This window comes from Sporocytophaga myxococcoides DSM 11118, from assembly GCF_000426725.1.
In the GTDB taxonomy this organism is placed as follows: Bacteria; Bacteroidota; Bacteroidia; order Cytophagales; family Cytophagaceae; genus Sporocytophaga; species Sporocytophaga myxococcoides.
Genome location: NZ_AUFX01000019.1, coordinates 43,108 through 61,828, shown reverse-complemented (window position 1 = coordinate 61,828; position 18,721 = coordinate 43,108). Strand labels below are relative to the sequence as shown.

Genomic DNA, 18,721 nt, shown 5'->3' with positions numbered 1-18,721 from the left:
AGGAACAGGAACTTTAGAAGATGCCGGAAAACGAATTGTAAAATATGCTTTGATTGACAAAGACGGACCAACAGGTAAGTTTTTCAGTGAAGAAAATAATCCGGAAACAGGCGAAATTCCTTGGTAATAAAGACACACTATTAGAAATAAAGCAACGAACCACTGACAAGTTATTGCTTAAATTAGCCAAATGTGTCAGGTCGGAAGACCATAGCCGTCAACTTAATAGATTTGATTGATGCCATCACTTAAAGCGATGGCATCAATTATTAAGTTCATGACTTTGCTTGAGCCTAAATTAATTGTCATTTTAAATTTTATGTATTGAGTTTAAATAACATGGTTACCTCATTTTTCAGTTTATTAAGATTTTTTGAGGAAAGGTCAGACCTCGAAGAGGTCATATGTTTATAGATAATACCTGGAAAATAGCATACGACCCTGTTGGGGTCGCATCAATGCTACATCCACTTTTCTATAAATATTCAATCCCTTCAGGATTGTAAATAAATGAATAAAGCGATTTATAAAATTATAAACAGTTAAGTTGACGGCTATGGTCGGAAGACCTGACAATACATTCAATATTACCGAAACCAGAAATACAAATGGCTAATTTCTTTTTTTAATATAGGTCATACCCGTCTTCCTGGCAAGAAAAAATAAAGTATCAATTTCATCCCTAAGCTGTAAGTTTTGATCCATAGCACTTGTATAAATGGGTATTAATCTCGTTAACACATCTTTCCTGATTTCAAAAGCCATCATAATATCAGTTGCCTGAATATTGGAAGAAGTAAGATTGTGATTATTTTTTTCCCAGTTTTCAAATGAGTCAAGGATATTGTCAAAGCCTTTATTATTTGAAAGATCTTTTAAAAAAATTTCAAAACTTTTGGTGAAAATTTGAATAATTTCTTCTTCTGTATTAGGTCCTAATTTTTCAATAATACTACTATGATGCTCTCTTGCTGATTCAATATTCATAAGTACGGCTTCTTTTAAAAGATCTTTATCAAGTAAGAAAGCAGCAAAATTCTTAAGATTTTTAATTTTATCCATAATAAAGTATTTCTAATATACGGATAAATCAGATCTTGTGAAAAAAAGCGTTTATAATGCAGGTTGATTGCGCATTATGCTTCATTTAATGGTTTTAGCCGAGTGTAAGTTATAGCAAACAAGGACTATCGGAAAGGTTTTAGCCCAAGGGAAATTGTGGCCAGTCGAGAGACAAATCACGAAGCAGTAGGTACAGTTCTTATTTCGTTATATTTTTTCTTATCCTGAAAATTATATAACCGAAAGAAGCAGTTAATACAATCATTACGAATTCAATAACAAGCTGTTTAGTAATACTCATATTGAATTGCACCTGATCTCTATTTTCATATAAAGTAATAAGCAATTTTACCAATAAATATAAAAAGTATAATGAGTATCCAAAAAGTACTGCAATTAGTAGGTTGAGCAATTTTCTCTTCATAAGAGATGAGGTATTCTTCATGATCTTTTCTGATTCTTTTTAATCAAATATAAGAAGTTCTATTGGTTACGAGATAAAATTATGCTAAAAATGAATTAAAATCTCTCATTAGTGCTTTCCAAGACCTGCCACCTTCATAGCCATCACCAAAGAAAATCTATACACAGTTCCTGCTGAAGTTGTGAAGCATCTGAACTTTCAAAAAGGATGAAATTAACCTATCTGGCAGACTGATGATTGAAATTGCAAATCATTTTGTAACTATCAGATACTTCGCAGGCTTAGAATGGCAGTATAGTTTCGGACTTATATACATTGCTTATCTATTGCTAGATTAACTTTTTGATTTTCATTATTCTGTCCTTTATATTAGGCCTGAGTTTTTATCAGAATAAAATATCCACCCATGAGCATTTATTTATTTTCTTATCGCACCAATAGATCTTTGTTCCTGGTCACATTGGTGACCATCTCTTTGACTTTACAAAGTTGTATGACTACAAGGATTGTATCAAAGTATGACAGTGATACTATGGTTAACAATCCTGCTAACAGGAAAACGGCCTGGACTTATGCCTGGGGGCTCGTGCAGTCTAAAGATATTAATCCCAAATGTGAATCCGGGGCAATGACCAGCGTGACTGTAAAGACGAATATTGGCTATATACTGATATCAGCAGCAACACTGGGGATAGCAGTGCCACTTAAGGTCGAATGGACCTGTAATCCTAAATCCATACCGACCGAACAATTGGGAGAATAATTTTTTAAACGAAAACATTAATTCAAAATGAATCTACCTGAAGGAATTGAGCCTCTAGAGCTGGGAAAGTGGGAAAATATACATCAGAACTTTACCCATACTTTTAAAAAGCATACAAGTTTTAAATTACGTCTTCCTGAATCTGCTCCGGATGGTACAGCCAAATACAGGGCTACCACATCAAATTTTCAATGGCTTATCAAATATGCGTTGGAGAATAACATTCAGCTAAGAGCTATGGGGAGCGGATGGTCATTCTCTGATGTGGCCATATCAGAAGGTGGAGTAATAGATACCAAGTCTCTGAGGCTTACATTTAATATGGGAAAATCATTTATTGATGAGGCTTGGTTTGGGCAGGGAAAGAAACCTGAGAATCTTTTTTTTACCCAATGTGGAGTAAGTATACTTGATCTGAATGAAAAGCTGGAAAAAGAAAGTAACCCGAAACGTTCGCTCAGAGCTTCAGGTAACAGTAACGGTCAAACTATTGCAGGAGCCACGTCTACAGGTACTCACGGAGGTGCTTTTAAACTGGGGGCAGTACATGATACTATAGTCGGGCTTCATATTATTACGGGGCCAGACTCTCATGTGTGGCTGGAAAGAAGTTCAAACCCTGTTGCTTCTGATAATTTTATTCAATGGCTTGGAGCAGAACTTATAAGGGACGATGATGCATTTAATGCAGCAGTGGTGAGTTTCGGAAGCTTTGGATTTATACATGGTGTATTGCTTGAAGTGGAGCCTGTATTTCTTCTTGAACAACACAAGCTTCCAAATGTACCTTATGCTGATGCCGTTAAAAAGCTTATCAATCAAAGAGATTTTTCAGGTATTGCTTCACTGTTACCCTATCCGCAGAGCCCGGATCAGCCTCAGATATATCATCTTGACGTTGTAGTAAATCCTCATAGTTTTGAACCAGATAATGAAACAAAAGGAGTATACCTTCGTCTGATTTATAAATTGCAATACAGGGAAGATTATACTAAAATCCCTAGAGATGAAAATGGCTTTTATTATGGTGACGATACGTTGGGACTCATACAAAAAGTGCTTGATGCAGCAGGACCGTTAGCAGATCATATTATTCCTCCTCTTGTCAATAAATTGTTTCCGCTTGCATATGCTGTTACAGATCCGCTTACGGGTACGGTAGGGGAGACATTCAGAAATACTGCATACAGAGGAAAACTTGCAAGTTTTGCATTTTGTATAGATTCAGAGCATACTTCCAAAGTACTTGAAGCTGTCATCAAAATCAATAAGGAAAACCCTTTCAGCGGAGCCATAGGTTTTAGATTTGTAAAAGGTACAAAAGCATTATTAGGTTTTACAAGATTTGAAAAGAGCTGTGTCATGGAGTTAGATGGCATGGATTCTAGAATAACCAGAGCCTTTTTTATCAACACCTGTCAGAAACTGGATGAACTGGGCGTGCCCTTTACGTTACACTGGGGAAAGCTTAATTACAATATGACACCTCAGATGGTGAGAAAAATGTATGGAGAAGAGAGAATTAATAAATGGATGAAGATTAGAAAATCTCTTTTAGGGGAATCAATGAACGTTTTTAATAATCAGTTTCTTGAAAGAATCGGGTTGGATAAAGATCCTGATGCGATCGTTTAAAGCTATGGTTGTATCTGAGTTGAGATAAGGCTATAGTGTAATGCAAGAATGTATTAAGATGGATAGCTGGTACGCCTTAAAAAAAGCTTCTCTCCATCCATGTCTGCACTGGACGGAATTTTCAATCACTGCTTACCTAAAATATTCTCCGTAATCTGTAATAAAAGAATGTCTTTTAGGACCTTCCAAATGAAACTATGGAGTTGACAACAGAATAATCTTCCGGCTGGGAAGGAAGAGTAGCAAAGTTTGAGCAACAGCAAGACATATAGGTAGAGGTAGGTTCTATTTTTTAAGATTTAAAGTAGCATTGCAATCGCTATTCTCTTGAATCCTTGTTAATCATATTTTAAATAGCCAAGCGTGAGGTAAATCAAACGAGGACTATAGGACACTGTATTTCTTCAGCCTGAATAATTATTGGGATCTTGTAACTCATTCACAATGATTTAATTTCCTCTATTAATTTAATTTTTCTTTAAAATGGTTGAAAATCTAATTAGATTGAATATCCGTAATGGATGATATTAAGGATTGATATGAATTACAGAAAACTGCTGTTTTATAAAGTTCTTTTCGTGCTCTCATTTAGTTTTAACTTCAGGGCATTCTCTCAGATTCCTAAACCTGCATTGGTGGGCTATTGGCAGAACTGGTCAACAGGCCTTAAACTAACTGATGTTCATGATGCTTACAATGTGATACAGCTAGCCTTTGGCACTACTGAAGGTTCTTCGTTATCCAAGATCACATTCAGTCTGCCATGGGATTATGAAAAGAATTCATTTATGACAGATATTGATGCACTCCATTCAAAAGGAAAGGTTGTAATATTAAGCCTGGGGGGAGGCAATGATCCCATCAGGCTGGATAATGAGGAAGCGAAACAGGAATTTATAAATTCTGTGATCTATATTCTTCAAAGTTATAATTATAAATTCGATGGTATCGATATAGATTTTGAATCAAGCTCAATGGCTTTTGGAAATTCGTGGACTATGGATGATCCTGCACCTGCTCAGACAAACCTTATAGAGGCAATAAAGACACTGATGATTGATTACCAAAATGCTACTGGTAAAAAGATGTTATTGACAATGGCGCCTGAGACAGTTTACCTGATGGGAGCATTGAGTTCTTATCAGATTAATAATCTTAACGGAGGTGCCATGTTACCTATTATCGAGCAATTAAAAGACGATATAGACTTGCTTCATTGCCAGTATTACAATGCAGGTGGAGCAGGTGGAGGTACTTTTGCAATTGACGGAATAATCTATTACGATGATAGTGATCCGGATTATATCACTTCCATGACAGAAAGTATTATTAAAGGTTTTCCTTTGTTGAAGAACAAAGGTGTTTATAATGGTTTTCCATCATCTAAGGTAGCGATTGGCCTTCCAGCCAAATCAAACAGTTGTAATCTGGGAACAGGCAGTGGTTATAATAGCCCTGAAGATGTATGCAGAGCTGTGAAGTATATACAAGGGAAAATATCAAAACCTTCGGATTTCACCTATACACTTACTTCTTCATATCCAGATCTGGCAGGGCTTATGACCTGGTCGATCAATAAAGACAGGAATATATGTGAAGGAGTTTATGCATTTGCTGAGAATTTTTCTTGTACTTTCCAGGGATTAACAGCATTGCAAAATGAGTTTTATAAAAATAACGGAATTGTTCTTTACCCAAATCCTGCCTCTGATTATATAGACTTAAGCTTTGAAATCGATTTATATGGAGTAACCAACTTTGATATAATCGATGTTAATGGAGAAGTAGTGTACCAGGAAAACCTAATATCAGGAGAGAATAATTATAATTTGGATATCAGCAATTTTAAACCTGGTCTTTACTTTCTTCGGATCCTTTCCAACAATGTGAAGTTGAACAAACGTTTTGTAAAATACTGATTAAACTGAGCAGGCATTCGAGAGAATAGATGTAGTAACAATGCAATTGCTATTCTCGAGAATCCTCCTTAATCTTATTCTAATAAGCCAAGTATAAGGCAAATCAAACGATGACTATAGGGGACAGGAGCAAGAGTATAAGCAACATCAAGAGGTATAGGAGAATCTCTTCTAAAAATTTGAAATAACGATTGCGGCTATTGTTTATTACCAGTATACAACCAGAGAGTATCACCAGTCCCGTTAAAAATAGAAAAGCCTATCTTAGGGTTTGTTTTATCATATACCAGACTATTTGAAGTTACCGTTACTCCATTATTGGTTTGCGTGTATATATTATAATAATATTCATTATAAATAACTCCTGAGCTCATTGAGGTTTTGCTGTCATACTTAAAGTTAAAAGAAGGTATACTTGAATTTGAGGGGGTAAATCTATATTCATCAGTTCCCACCTTATGAATTTGGACAGTTTGATCATAATATGGTTGCGCCACACCTAAAGAATCTTTGGGCTTTGAAATATATAAAAGTCCTTTATAATCTCCAGTTACTATATCCCATGCCGGGATATCTTGCTTCTCTTTTTTACAGGATACCAGCAGGAATAAAAGCCCTATTAAAGTAGCCGCCAGGTTTCCTTTAATGAATTTTATTGCTGAAGTCATATGCTTACTGATTAATGAAAAAATAATATCTAAGTTCCTCTGCTAATTTATACCTAAAATTGAATTTTCCAATTGACTCCCCGGAAGGTATTTGCATTGGACTTGGAGGAGAGGAGCAACAGTATGAGCAACAGCAGGAGATATAGGTAGTTTCTCTTTTTTGAGATATGCAATAGCTTTGCAATCTATTGCGGCTTTGGTGTTGAGGGCATTTGCAATATGCCATGAGATTAAAATCCTCTCTCATCTTCTTTCATTACAAATGAGAATACGCACTATCAACATGATTCTTAATTGTAATAATAAATCCCTCTAACATAAATTGCACGCTTTATAAAAGCGCGCAGCCTTCTGAGCAGGCATTCGCTGGATAGCTGTTCCTCTTTATCTTAATTGTGTTGTAATGAAGGCCTGGATTTTGAAGATGATTTATTGGAGGTTCTATTTTTCTTATTTCGCCGTCCCCACCAAATTATAAATCCGGTAACAGGAAGGCTGGCTGTAATCAGGCATGCGAAAAACATGGCTACCCTTCCAGGAAATCCAAGCAATTGCCCCACATGGATATCATAATACATGTCTCTTAAATATTCTCCATTGTTTTTATCTTCCGGAGTTTCTTTTTTCAATAAACGACCTGTGCGCTGGTCATAATAATATAAGATATCTTTATAATTGGTTCCTTTTTCGGGAGTGAAGTAAATTCTGAAAGCTTCTGTTGTAGATGATGGAATGTAAAATCGTTTACTTATATAAGCTCCATTTAAATCCTTAATAGCTTTATCCATTACAAGATCTTCAATAGATGAGATGGGGTGTAGTAAAGTATCCGATACTGAAAGTGTTTCTTCCCAGGTTTTATAAGGTTTTCCAAATGTAGCTGTAGCATATATTGCCTTGTCCATCCAGTCAAAAGTCCAGGCTAATCCGGTTATGGCAGCAAACAATACAAATACAGAAGCATAAAAACCAAGAACTGTATGCAGGTCAAAGTTCTTGCGTTTCCACTTGGTAGAATTTTTCCAATCCAAAGTAAATCGCTGCTTTACTCCCTTTTTATTTTTAGGCCACCACAGGTAAATTCCGGATAAAAGTATTATTAAAAAGATAAGTGTCCCATATTTTACTATGTAAGAACCTACATCTCCCAATAATAAATTTATGTGCAAACCAATAACTATATCAAAAAAGGATTTAGAGTTATCAAATTTTTTATGAACTACCTCTGCAGTATATGGATTGAGATATAAATATTTGTTATAGCGCTGACCGTTGGAATTTTTTCCTATTTCTCTTACGGCTATAGGCCTGCCCTTTCCTTCAAAATAAATTGCATTAATATGATCTAAGTAAGGAGAACAAGCTTCTTTAATAGTTTCAATAGATATTTCCGGAGCTTTTTGAATCGGAATAGTCTGATATGGATATATCAAATCTGAGATTTCCTCTTCAAAAGCATATATCGCACCTGTAAGCGCCACAATAAACACCACCAGCCCGGATATAAATCCGAGCCAGCGATGTATAATTTTTATGTTTTTCTTAATTGACATTATCTGATTCTCGCAAGGTCACTCAAATCGCCACCTTGAATTTCATAAATTTTCTCCCATCCATTTGCACTGATAGTACCAATTTCTGTATTGCCAGTAACCTTATTTGGGTTTTGATGATAATATTTACCATCTACAATAAACCAGCTATTGTTCCCTGAATAACCATTGCTTTTGCCGGGAAATGCCACAGAAGTTTTAGCATCATGATTCATTAATTTGAATTCTAATTCTTTATTCCAGAAATCCCATAAATCCTCAGTTGCAGGAAAATCAGACTCACTCTTATATTGCTTTACAAGCCAGTTATTATTGCCTGCATAAAACATTCCCATTATTGCAGCACCACCAGTTACTTCCATAACATTTACATAGAAGTTTGGATCAAAACTACTTTCTCCTTTATTGATTCTGATCATACCACCTTGTGCAGGATAGTTGTTGTCAGGACCATAATGTTCCATAAAAGGTGTAGTAGCCGATGGATATGAATAGAGATTTCCGTTCTCATCAGGAAACATCATGCTATTCCCAGGGACTCTATTATCTTCCGCATAAGTGATTGTTTTATTTTTTGTATTAAATATTGCCACAATCACTTTAGATTCTACGGTAAGTTTATCAAAATCATTTAGCTCCAGAGGAATTACCAGATTATCACCTGAAATATAGGTTCTCCAGTTCCATGCTTCATAGGTTGTATTGGGAGATTGTACATTGATTGATTCAGTAATGGTCATATCAGCAGGATTCCATTTTACCATTATATTTTGTCTTAAGCCAGGTAGATATGCTTCAGTCTCTGAGAAAAATGCTGCTCCGAAATTATTTCCGGATATCCCTGTGTTTACAAAGCTCAGGATATCTAATTTGGTTAATTGCAAATTATCTTCCACCTTCCATTTTGTCATTGTAGAAGCTTCACCATCCCAGCTATATACAAAGCCATTATAGGTAAATGTCGCTACACTTGTACCTGTAAGTTCAGTAAGTTTGGACATATCAGGATTGGAAGTTGGGACAGCAGGGAAGGCTCCCATTAAAAATTTTCTTCCGTCGGGTGTAGTATATCTTCCTGTGTACAAATAGGCAGTTTCACTACTTCCACTTGGTGAAGGATCATCCTTCTTTTTACATGAACTGAAGCTCAAACATATGAATAGCCCGAGCAGAAAAAACATAGTACTGGAAAACTGTAACTTTTTCATTTGAATAATATATGATGTTTAATAATGTTTAGTAAAGAGATTTAAATATGCTTGTATAGTATTGAATTTTGGCTACATTAAAATTGTGTAATGACCTTCATAAATACTGCGCGTCCGGGACGTTGTACTCCAAAAAAATCATAAGCTTTTTTATTGGTAAAGTTTTGTATTTCTACACTCAGCGTTGAGGGTTTATCTTTGATAGGCATACTGTAACTTATACCTATGTTCTGTAGTGTCTGATCAGGAATCACCTGTTTAGATGACCTGTCACCGAGACTTTCCCAGCTAAGAAAATATTGATGTGTGTATCTGAGATGCCAGTAAAGTAAAATTTTATCGTCTTTGCTTATTATATTTTTAAAACAGTAATCAGCCCCTGCATTGGCAAAATAATATGGGCGGTTGGGAATTCTGTCTCCTTTAAAGCGCGCAAAATGGCCTTTCTCAGAGTTGTTGTAAAAATGCTGCCAGGTGGTATTGATGTTTAGACGAAGTTTATCATCAAACATATTCGTTTTACCTCCAAGCTCAATGCCAAAAGAATTTGCCGAAAATACATTTTCGTATACAGCAGATCGATCATTGTTGGGTATGAACAGGATAAGATCTTTAATCATTCTTCCGAAAAAATTAGATTGAAAAGCCCATATAGTATTAGACTTCTTTTTAAGATAATCAATCTGAAGATTGAAATTGTGACTGTTTTCCGGCTTTAAATTTACATTGTCTGCAACGAAGGCTCCATCACCAAAGATTTCATCAGGACGGGGCAATCTGTATGCATATTCATAGGAAGGTTTGATCTTTAAATTGGAAGTCAGGTTAAATACCAGCACATTTCCAGCACCCCAGCTTTTGAAAGACCGATCGTTTTTTTTAGTTCCCAGATTGGCTGGTAATGGCTCTTCAGACTGTCCTTGTTGTAAGTAATGTTTTATAAATATGTAGTTTTCCCATTTTGGTTTTGTATAGGTGAGCGCAAGACTATTGACCAAGGTAAGCAGTTTACTTCTTGAAGTTGCCGGATCCCATGTTCCTGAATATTTTTCATCTCCCGTGCGGTTGCTATAAGTCGGAGCTATACTTAGAGCCAGCAACGCTGCATCATTCAATTGATAGGAGGTAATACTTCGCCAGAAAAAGTTATTGTCCCACAAAAATATCCGGCTTTTTCGGTTGCCTCCGATTTCACCTGAATTAGAATTGTTTCTTCTGGTTACCACCTCTCCATACCAATTATAAATGTAAGCTGATGTATCTGTAAATTCCCTTTCAACCTTGCAATAACCCAAAGCGTTTTTTGTATTTAATTTGTGATTTAGTTTTAGGTCAGAGGTTAAATAGGCCCCGATGTTTTTACTTTGTCTGTACACATGTCCGAAAGGAGCCCCACTCATAACATTGTTATGTTGTACTTCTTTATATAAGTTGTTGTAAAATAAAGTAGCAGAAAGTTCTTCGATAATTTTTTTATTCCTGATGCCAAAAGTTACATTGGATCCATGTGCCTTATAATCGTCATGAAAACGTCTGACTGTAGCATTTTCCAATTTCCCGGATTGTTTGGGCACTTGTACATCCACTTTATAATTATTTGCAGAATAATCGTAGAATCCGTTAGCAATAACAAAAAAGTTTTTATGCCCATGGGATATTGACATGGTAGTTCTATGGGTTTTGAATGATCCATATTGATAAGACAGATCACCATGCAATCCTAGTTTTACAGGATTGGTAACTACATTGACACCACCACCTAAAGCATCTGCACCAAATTGAATGGGTAGTACTCCTTTATAGATTACTATTCCACTGACTAAGTTTACAGGAATGTTTGCCAGTCCCAGAGAATATGGAGAAAATTCCATTGGGATTCCATTTAAGAAAAACCGAACCTGATCATCTGTGAGGCCATTGAGTGAGAAACGCATATTAGAACCTAGTCCACCAGCTCTTTGAACACTTACACCTTCTGCACGTGCCAATACTTCTCCCAGATCTGCAGTTTTTTGTTTGTCTTCTTTGGTTTCAATTACCTTTGCAGCCTGAGCAGACTCTTCGATTTGCCTTGCTTGTGATTTGCCAGAGATAGTTACTTCTTTTAGTTCGTGCGAGTCTTCTTTTAATATAAAAACCAGTTTCTTGGACGGAACCTCTACTGTTTTTGTAATTGTCACATAGCCTAGTAATTGGGCTGTTATTTTATAAGTACCGGAAGGGATATCCTTAAATTCAAAGGCACCATCAATATCGGTGAAGGCTGCTTTGTTGATGGAGTCAATTGATATCTGTATATATGGTAATGGTGTTCCTGATTCGTCTTTAACTGTCCCAGTGATAGTATGCAAACCCTCCACTTGTGCTATAAGTCCTTTTGAAACCAACAACAGTAATGATAGTGTTACAATTAACTTGTAATTCATATTGATTTAATCAGAAACTATTCAAATTGAAAAATTGCTGCTAAAAATGTTGTGTTAACGATACCTCGTCAATCCCTCTATTATTGATACGATGTACATCTTAGCAGTATTTAATAATGATTTCTTAAGTCTTCAAATCTTTGAAAAGACATAAGTTTTGTAAGAATAATTTGTAAAACAGTACATAAGAAAGCTTTACTATAAAGAAACAGGCATATGTCTGTTTTTAATACTATTCCTAATTGCCTGCAAAACTACAATCCAGGTTAACTTAAGTCAATTTTTATTTAGATTAATTTTAAACAAAGTTGTAAGTAATTGAAAATAAGCTTGATAAGTTCTTTTTCTAGACCGGTATCTGGAGGAGCAACAGTTTGAGCAAGAGATATATAAGCTACTGGAAGAGATATGGGAAAACCTCATTTAAAAAATACAATTATGCTGTATACAAATCTATTTTTAATATCTTAGCCCTTTCATCAATCATAAATTGCTGATTTTTAGATTTTTCCTCCATTAGAGTTACCGTTCGTTTGAAATTTACTGTCATTCCTAAATTGATAAGGCTTGTTTGTTAATCTGCTGAATAACTGAATGTTATATTTTATTTTTTGCAGAAAAATCTATCAACAACTATGAAAAAAATTTTAAGAAAACCGCTATTGGTTGTGACAATGCTTTTTGCAACCTTATTTACTGAAGCTCAGGTAGCTACTCGTTTACAATTCCCCAATCCGAATCAGCACGTTTATTTCGGATCTTCAGTTACTGAGTTTAACGGTCATTCAATTATTGGTACCGAATTCAGGGACAGGATACATTTATTTCAAAATGCCACTCACAAATTTGAGGCGGTTGGTCCTCAATACAGCGGATTTGGATATGCTCATTCTATGAGCAGTAACTGGATCGTAGTAGGTGCACCAAAGATCAACAGCTACACCGGAACAGTCTATCTGGCAAAAAGTGTAAACGGACAGTATCAAAACAATTTCAACACCATTCTTACCGCTCATACTCCCGGTCAGTATGATGAATTCGGGAGAGCTCTTGATGTGCACAATAACTGGTTGGTAATTGGTGCTCCTAACACTTACAACACATCACATGGAGGGTATATTGAAGTCTGGAAAGAATCAGGTAGCTCATGGGTGAGAAGTCAAAAAATCACACCTTCAGGACTTCCTGCTGATGCAGATTTCGGATATTCTGTTGCTATAAGAGGTGACCGCATGGTAGTAGGTGCTCCGGGGATTAAGAAAGTTTATATTTATAAACAGGTAAATGATGTCTGGGTACAGGAGCAGATTTATCAACCTAATTTACCTGCCTGGGGTCAGCCCGCCACTGATGCCTGGGGAAACACTGTATATCTTTCCAGATTCGGATATGATGTAGATATTACAGATGGCCTGCTTATAGTCGGAGACCCGGAGGCTAGAAAAGCTGCCATTTTAACCAGAAACGGAAGCGTTTGGCAATTGACAAACACCCTAAATCCACCTGCTTCGGCTGGTCCTTATAACTCAGATCAGTTTGGATATTCTGTGGCTATTCAGTTTAACAGAGCGGTAGTAGGTGCACCTTATCCAGCTCAGGGAGGCGTGAGACCAAATGAAGGTAAAGTATATCTGTATACTGACGGTTATCAGTTCAAAGGACACTTGTATATAGGAAATAATGCTTCTCTAAGCGTTTCTGGCCTGGGATATAGTGTAGCGATAGACAGCGACAATGTTCTTGGTGGAGCTCCATACACCAATAATGTGAGCACAAATGTTCCTAGTGAAGGAGCTGTTTTCAGACTGCCTTTCTATTATGTTTACCAGTCTGGTAGCTGGAGAACTTTGACAGAAGCTGAAGACGGAATGGATGCCAGCACTTCTTCAATATCGTTATATCCTAATCCTGTCAATGGAGAGGTGGTTAACGTAAAATCATCTGAAACGATTGTGTCAGTAGAAGCTGTTTCTGCAGCAGGAGCTGTCAAATCTCTTGGAGTTTCAGAAAATATGGTTGATGTTAGTGCTCTTGAAAATGGTGTCTATGCATTGAAAATAAAGACTGCATCTGGTGTAAAAGTTGAGAAACTTGTTAAAGAATAAATAATATATAAATAGGGGAGGTTCTCTTTATAAAAGCAGCTTCCCCTTTTTATTTTTTATAAGGTCATAAAGTACCTTTTGAGGTATCCTGATATTTTTTAAAAGACCTTTCTCTATTGAAAGGACTGACGGTAATCCTACAATCTCATTTATTATCTGATTCCCCGGCCGTTGTCTGCTCCGGACGGAATCTTTCAATCACTGCTTATTCAAAATATTCTCTGTAATCTGTGATGAAAGAATATTTTGATCACCTTCCAAGTAATGGAAATTCTTGTTTGCAGCTTTACTTTTGCATTACAAATGCGAATACGCATTATCTATATGTTTTTAAACTGTATTAATTAATCCCTCTAACATAAATTGCACACATTGCAAAAGCACGCCAGCCTTCAGAATAAGCATTCTCGGGATAGCTTAGGAGGTAAGACCTCGAAGAGGTCAAATGTTTATAGATAATATTCGGTAACTATAATACGACCCCAATCGGGGTCGCATCAGCTCTACACCATTTTCCTATAAATATTCAATCCCTTCAGAATTGAATATTGAAGTTCGAAAATTTGTTTTAATCATTCTTCTGTAAAAAGAAAGAAAAGGTTGCAGAGAACATTAAGTGGTTATGGAAAGCTTCCGTCCGGTACAGACACCGGCCGAGAAGAGGATATCAGTAATGTCAGGCATGGCTGTATATGGCTAATGTATGCGTGAACTATACGGAAGCTATACGTGAGGGTATATGAGAGATATACCTGAACTGGCTACTTCTCAATATCTGCGGGGAATGTAGAGGATGGTTCAAAAAGAGTGTAGAACTAAAGCTAAGTGAAATTTATTGCAAGTAAAAATTTCCGTGGTGTCGGATCTTTCGATCCGACACTTCGTTCAATTGATACTGAGATATAAGGTCACTGGTAACTTTCAAAAGTGTTAGACACCGTGAGGGGAAGTCGTTAAGTCAGTTATATATGTTGTAACTACTACTTATGTAATGTCTTATAAGGCTCATATAACACTCATGTATATGTTCATTATACAAACCGAAAGTTAATAAAGAAGCTCTCATTTTGGGCAGCAGTCTAAGTCACAGACTTAAAGGCAGGGGAAGTGGTTAATAATAAAATAGATTAATGCTTTAGCTCTCCGTGGCTTATAGGATGGGGCTGTGAGGAAATTACTAAAATTTCCTCACAGCCCTTAATTCTTTTGTTACTATTCTCATCAAATAGAAAATTGACAAAACTAAAATAATGAGATATATTATAAACTTATCTAGTCATTAACTTAATGAAGGGAATTAAAACATAAATTATATAATAAAAATATTCTTATATTGATTATATAAGAGAGCTATCAAGACAAGGTTTATGTTAGTAAAATAGTGAAACAATAATCATAGGATAATAATTTTAACGCTTTAAAATTTTAATCTAATTAGTATGAAAAAAATCTACGTAATGTATTTTATGTTGGCAATTACCGTCACGAAGTTATGTGCACAGGTAAATGAACCACTCATTGTCACACCAAATTTACCATTTGATATGCCGACACGTGCGACACTTACTTCAGGATCTCGTGCAGTATTCGCGCATTATTTCTTTACTTTTCCAATTAGTGCAAGTAATAAATCATCAGAATTAAACGATGATGGTACTCCGGTTGATCCTACTGAATATTGGTACCAAAAGTGGCTGCCACCTGGAGGAATGGAAGGTACAACTAATCATAACATTTATGGCGGCCTGGTTCGGGACAGGCATCTAAAACGTTATGGTGTTTTGGCCAATATTCCAAGTCCAACGAAAGAGGGTTTGACTTTAACTTATGCCATACAATATAAGATGGGGGAGGTTCGGGATGCTATTACTGCAGGCCTTGATGGATTTGTACCAGATATCCTGCAGGTTCCTCAAAGTGTTACTGATATGCCTCAGAGATGGGCTCAAATGCTAGAATTAATGGAGGCTGTTGAAGAAGTTATAAGGCAGGATAATGTTGACTTTAAGATCATGATTATGCCAGATGGATCTACATCAGCAACAACAAATTCAACAACATTGGCTGATGCTATAAAATATCTTAATGATAAATATCCGGCAACTATATACAAACGAGAAGGGAAGCTGGTGCTAGCCCCCTTTGCTCCGGAAGTTGCTCCTGCATATCGTAATAAGATTGCAGGGACAGACCCTGTTTCTCCCCTACAATTCTGGACAGCGGTTTTGGATAGACTTAGAACAGGACATGGAATTCCAACAGAATTCTGGCCATGCTATACAAGAGACTGGTTAGGTTCTGAAACGCATCCTTCCTTAGGCTCAATCTCTGCAGCAGCATCTCGTTGGGGAGACCGTGATCCAACCAACACTTCAGGAGAAACATCATCGAACCGCCGTATGTATTACAAAATTAAGACCACAGCTAAATGGTCGACCCAAAAATACATGGCTCCTGTATCGGTAGGGGATGAAAGACCTAATGATGGAAGGTTTTGGGAACGTCATCATATACGTCAGTTAAAAGAATCTTGGATCAATGCTATTGGCGATAACGCTGTGGATGCCAACAATATCCCTTTGCACCCTACAGCAGATATTGTTCAAATTCCAACATGGTCAGACTTTGCTGAAGGAGCTCATGTCGCTCCCTCACAAAATCATGGTTGGGTTTGGCTAGATCTTAACCTTTATTTCATGATTAGATATAAAACGGGAGCATATCCCAAAATCGTCAGAGATGCAGTTTATTTAACACATAGGATACAGCCTACGGATAATGAACCGACCACAACTGTTACATACAGCTCCGGACAAACTAAATTCATGAAACTGGATGGAGGAACACCAGAAAAAAATACTGTAGGGGTCGTTTGTTTTTTTACTGAACCTAATAATACAGTAACGCTTGACATAGGTGGCCGAATTGTTACATATAATAATGTTCCAGCTGGCATGACTATTCTTGAGGATAGTCTGGCAAAACTGGTTCCAATCGGAACTGGTTTAATCGGCCTCACCGCAAAACGTGGTGATCTGACAATAGCAAGCATTCCAGCGGCAAAGGAACGACAGGTGAAACTTAAACAGGTAAGTCAGGATTATTCCTATCGTGCTGTCAGTTCCCTGCCTGCTGCTGCTCCCGATTTAGTGGTCACAGATATTTCCTGGTCACCTTCCAATCCTTTGCCTGGACAGGAGGTCAATTTAAAAGCTACTATTAAAAATCAAGGTATTGTTGGAACCAGTAGTGGCATTATTCATGGTGTAAAATTTTCAGTTAATGGTACTACCGTTAATTGGAGTGATACTTATACCAAATCCATTGCTCCAGGCGCTTCCATTACTCTTTCGGCTAACGGTGGGCCTTTGAATAAGAGTACCTGGTTAGCTACAAGCGGTAACTATACAGTTGAAGCCTGGGTGGATGATAATAACAAAATAAAGGAAAGTAATGAAAACAATAATAAATACAATGAATCTTTAAATATAAACAGGGCTCCCGTAGTTTCAATTACCAACCCTTCAAATAATACTACTTATAATGCTCCGGCAAGTATTGTAATTTCAGCTGATGCCACTGATTCTGATGGTAGTATATCAAAAGTGGAATTTTTTAACGGGAGTACTTTGCTTGGGTCTTCTGTTATTGCTCCTTACAATTATTCATGGACAAATGTTGCAGCGGGGAAATATTCCATTACTGTTAAAGCTATAGACAACTATGGCTCTGTAACAACTTCAACTGCTATAAATATAAATGTTAATCAGGCTCCATCTGTTAATATTGCCTCACCTACAAATAATGCTGCATTTAGCGCACCTGCCACCTTTACTATTACCGCTTTTGCCAGCGATATAGATGGAATAATTTCCAAGGTAGAATTTTACAACGGTAGTACTTTGTTGGGTTCAGATACCACCTCTCCTTACAATTATGTTTGGAGCAATGTCGCTTCCGGCATATATGATATTACAGCTAAGGCAACAGACAATCAGGGGGCTTCGAGTATTTCTTCCAAGATAACTATAACATCTGCTTATCCTGATTTGATAGTTACTGATATTTCGTGGCTACCAGTTTCTCCGTTACCCGGTGATCAAATTGCATTTAAAGCAACAATAAAAAATCAAGGCATAGTATCTACAAATGCCGGAGTTATTCATGGGGTAAGATTTACTGTAGATGGCAAGGTTGTGAACTGGAGTGATACGCATATCAGTTCAATGGCTGCAGGCGCATCTGTTACGCTTACAGCAAATGGCGGTCCTTTAAAAAGCAGTACTTGGTTAGCTACTAGTGGAAACCATACGGTTGAAGCCTGGGTAGATGATATTAATAGAATAAAAGAGAGTAATGAAGTTAATAATAAAACAAGTAAGTCTTTTAGTATTAATGAATCTTCACAAAGCCAGTTATATCCTTCTACAAATATTGCACGAACAGGATTTAGTACATTAGATGAACCTGAAGAAGTAGAATCATTCTTCGTCTACCCGAATCCTACAGAAGATTTTTTAACGATAACTAAGAGTATAGATCAAGCGGCAGGTGTTGAGATAATTCTTACAAGTTCATATGGCATAGAGGTATTTTATATAAAAGAGGAAAACTTGTCTGGTTTATTTAGTAAAACTATAGATATAAGTCGTCTTCCCGGAGGTGTTTATGTGCTTATGCTTAAAACGGGAGATAAGGTTTATGTTAGTAAAATTTTAAAGCAATAGAGGTTTTTAAATTGAAAATTTACAATCTATGCAGGACAGATGGATTCAAAATCTATCTGTCCTTTATTAAGATTTGAAGTAGCAATTCAATCGCCATTGTCTGAACTTTGGTTTACATGATTAAATGAGAGACTATGATGTACATAGAGAGGGAATTTTCCTATGTGATGGTTTTGATTAAAAAGGCGGGATTGACCAGGCTTTTACTTTTTAAGGCTTTTTAGGTGGCTT

The 18,721-nt window shown here is 36.5% G+C and carries 10 protein-coding genes; 5 read left to right on the top strand and 5 right to left on the bottom strand.

The features are described 5' to 3' along the window. Window positions 1–612: 612 nt before the first annotated feature. Window positions 613–1,062: a hypothetical protein gene (locus K350_RS0118230; protein ID WP_028980914.1), complete on the bottom strand. Its 450-nt coding sequence runs from the start codon at window positions 1,060–1,062 to the stop codon at window positions 613–615. 830 nt (window positions 1,063–1,892) lie between these two features. Between K350_RS0118230 and K350_RS0118220 the strand changes: the two genes are divergently transcribed. The 3 genes from K350_RS0118220 (at window position 1,893) to K350_RS0118210 (ending at window position 5,803) form a co-directional block, all read left to right on the top strand. Continuing rightward, window positions 1,893–2,249, top strand: a complete 357-nt coding sequence (locus K350_RS0118220) for a hypothetical protein (RefSeq protein WP_156027075.1) — start codon at window positions 1,893–1,895, stop codon at window positions 2,247–2,249. Between the two features lie 27 nt (window positions 2,250–2,276). After that, the gene (locus K350_RS0118215; protein WP_028980911.1) at window positions 2,277–3,884 is read left to right on the top strand and encodes an FAD-binding protein; all 1,608 of its coding nucleotides are present in this window, start codon (window positions 2,277–2,279) and stop codon (window positions 3,882–3,884) included. 539 nt (window positions 3,885–4,423) lie between these two features. Then, a complete protein-coding gene (locus K350_RS0118210) occupies window positions 4,424–5,803 on the top strand; it encodes a T9SS type A sorting domain-containing protein (RefSeq protein ID WP_162144187.1) in 1,380 nt (459 codons plus the stop codon). A gap of 197 nt (window positions 5,804–6,000) precedes the next feature. Here the strand turns inward: K350_RS0118210 and K350_RS0118205 are convergent, their stop codons facing one another. The 4 genes from K350_RS0118205 to K350_RS0118190 all read right to left on the bottom strand — a co-directional run bounded on the left by K350_RS0118205 (window position 6,001) and on the right by K350_RS0118190 (window position 11,658). After that, window positions 6,001–6,471 carry a hypothetical protein gene (locus K350_RS0118205; RefSeq protein ID WP_028980909.1) on the bottom strand — a complete coding sequence of 157 codons (471 nt, stop codon included), beginning with the start codon at window positions 6,469–6,471 and terminating at the stop codon, window positions 6,001–6,003. A gap of 389 nt (window positions 6,472–6,860) precedes the next feature. Beyond that, the gene (locus K350_RS0118200; RefSeq protein ID WP_028980908.1) at window positions 6,861–8,024 is read right to left on the bottom strand and encodes a PepSY-associated TM helix domain-containing protein; all 1,164 of its coding nucleotides are present in this window, start codon (window positions 8,022–8,024) and stop codon (window positions 6,861–6,863) included. Beyond that, window positions 8,024–9,232, bottom strand: coding sequence for a DUF4374 domain-containing protein (locus K350_RS0118195; protein ID WP_028980907.1), 1,209 nt, complete (start codon window positions 9,230–9,232; stop codon window positions 8,024–8,026). The genes K350_RS0118200 and K350_RS0118195 overlap by 1 nt, the downstream gene beginning before the upstream one ends. 77 nt (window positions 9,233–9,309) lie before the next feature. Continuing rightward, window positions 9,310–11,658: a TonB-dependent receptor gene (locus K350_RS0118190; RefSeq protein ID WP_028981123.1), complete on the bottom strand. Its 2,349-nt coding sequence runs from the start codon at window positions 11,656–11,658 to the stop codon at window positions 9,310–9,312. A gap of 635 nt (window positions 11,659–12,293) precedes the next feature. Between K350_RS0118190 and K350_RS0118185 the strand changes: the two genes are divergently transcribed. Together K350_RS0118185 and K350_RS0118180 are read left to right on the top strand one after the other, a co-directional pair. Further along, window positions 12,294–13,763, top strand: a complete 1,470-nt coding sequence (locus tag K350_RS0118185; RefSeq protein ID WP_028981122.1) for a T9SS type A sorting domain-containing protein — start codon at window positions 12,294–12,296, stop codon at window positions 13,761–13,763. Between the two features lie 1,439 nt (window positions 13,764–15,202). Continuing rightward, window positions 15,203–18,490 (top strand): Ig-like domain-containing protein, encoded by a 3,288-nt coding sequence (locus K350_RS0118180; RefSeq protein WP_081671061.1) that lies wholly within the window; start codon window positions 15,203–15,205, stop codon window positions 18,488–18,490. The last annotated feature ends 231 nt before the right edge of the window (window positions 18,491–18,721 follow it).

Bases quoted from the DNA above. Each gene is read 5' to 3' on its own strand.
- K350_RS0118230 (WP_028980914.1), bottom strand. From the start codon at position 1,062: ATGGATAAAATTAAAAATCTTAAGAATTTTGCTGCTTTCTTACTTGAT.
- K350_RS0118210 (WP_162144187.1), top strand. From the start codon at position 4,424: ATGAATTACAGAAAACTGCTGTTTTATAAAGTTCTTTTCGTGCTCTCA.
- K350_RS0118215 (WP_028980911.1), top strand. From the start codon at position 2,277: ATGAATCTACCTGAAGGAATTGAGCCTCTAGAGCTGGGAAAGTGGGAA.
- K350_RS0118185 (WP_028981122.1), top strand. From the start codon at position 12,294: ATGAAAAAAATTTTAAGAAAACCGCTATTGGTTGTGACAATGCTTTTT.
- K350_RS0118205 (WP_028980909.1), bottom strand. From the start codon at position 6,471: ATGACTTCAGCAATAAAATTCATTAAAGGAAACCTGGCGGCTACTTTA.
- K350_RS0118200 (WP_028980908.1), bottom strand. From the start codon at position 8,024: ATGTCAATTAAGAAAAACATAAAAATTATACATCGCTGGCTCGGATTT.
- K350_RS0118195 (WP_028980907.1), bottom strand. From the start codon at position 9,232: ATGAAAAAGTTACAGTTTTCCAGTACTATGTTTTTTCTGCTCGGGCTA.
- K350_RS0118220 (WP_156027075.1), top strand. From the start codon at position 1,893: ATGAGCATTTATTTATTTTCTTATCGCACCAATAGATCTTTGTTCCTG.
- K350_RS0118180 (WP_081671061.1), top strand. From the start codon at position 15,203: ATGAAAAAAATCTACGTAATGTATTTTATGTTGGCAATTACCGTCACG.
- K350_RS0118190 (WP_028981123.1), bottom strand. From the start codon at position 11,658: ATGAATTACAAGTTAATTGTAACACTATCATTACTGTTGTTGGTTTCA.